The organism is Myxococcus sp. AM011 (assembly GCF_013372595.1).
GTDB classification, from domain to species: Bacteria; Myxococcota; Myxococcia; order Myxococcales; family Myxococcaceae; genus Myxococcus; species Myxococcus eversor.
Genome location: NZ_JABXEM010000568.1, coordinates 1 through 1,143 on the forward strand (window position 1 = coordinate 1; position 1,143 = coordinate 1,143).

General features: G+C 67.3%; 1 protein-coding gene and 1 pseudogene. One reads left to right on the top strand and one right to left on the bottom strand.

Annotation, left to right across the window (positions count from 1 at the left end):
* The coding region (locus tag HUW62_RS47350) for a hypothetical protein (protein ID WP_176438201.1) at positions 1-632 on the top strand (632 nt) is incomplete at its 5' end.
* Between the two features lie 184 nt (positions 633-816).
* On the opposite strand, the pseudogene HUW62_RS47355 reads toward HUW62_RS47350, so the two are convergent.
* Positions 817-1,143: pseudogene (locus HUW62_RS47355) on the bottom strand (PaxA); the annotation flags it as partial.

Consider the following 1,143-nt stretch of genomic DNA (forward strand, 5'->3'; position numbering starts at 1 on the left):
CCTCCAGCCTCAATGACACCTGGGACTGGGTGGGCGACAAGAACTGGTTCAAGACCCACTTCTGCGCCACCACGGCGACGCAGGGCCGCACCTGTCTCGTCGACTATTGGTACGGCTCCTACAGCGGCGCGAAGGACGGCACCGTGTACTTCCGCGCCGTGGGACTCGCGGCCGGCTTCGACTCCAGCGCGTACTTCTATACCCAGTTCAAATCCTGCAGCATCTGGCCGTGGGAGGGCTGCGAGTGGAAGGTCAACTACAGCACCACCCTCCAGGCTCGCCACTACATGATGGTCACCTGGGACACGGGGCCGCGCTCGCGCTGGGCCGGCATCGACCAGTCCAATGACCGCGTGTACCTGAGCGCCATCTGGAGCACGACGTCCTCCACGCCCCCGCCTCCGCAGGAGCCGTGCGCCGTCTACGCCCGCGCCCACGCCACCACCTGCTACAACATCGACGGCAGCATCTCCTCCATCTCCAACACGCTCTGCGCTGACGCCTGCGCGGGCTCGTACTCCACCGCCTCGCAGTGGGCCACCCAGGCGCTCGGAACCCAGACGTGCCTGGGCGCCTACGCGGGATGCTGCCAGTACTACGTCGACCAGAACTTCAACCGCTGCGGAGGCTGAAGCACCTTCATCACGGCCTGGGCGGAGCGCACTCACACCGCCCGGGCCATGAGCCGCCCGAAATCCCAATCCACGAGCGACTCTCCCCACCGCGCATCGCCGCGAGCAGGCTTCGCGCCCCTCCCCAGCCCGCGACGACTCCAGCACCGCGAGGCCTCGCGGCGGACTGGAGGCAGCAGCGCGCCTACTGGATGGTGATGGGGATGTTGTAGAGGAAGCACACCGGGACTTTCTGGGGCTTGTACTCCCAGCCCACCTTGAGTCCCTGGATGATGTCCTCGTCCGCGCCCGGCACGGACTTCACCGGCGTCACTTCGTACACGCTGCCGCTGGTGGAGACGCAGACCTTGTAGATGCCCTGCAGCGTCTGGCCACGGTGGGCCTGCTTGAACACCTCGGACAGACGCGGCGACGTCTGGCGCACCACGTCGCGCTGGATGACGAAGGGCGGCACGTTCTTGGGCTTCACCGGCTCGGCCGGACCCGTCCCACCCACCGTCCCGCCCACGAC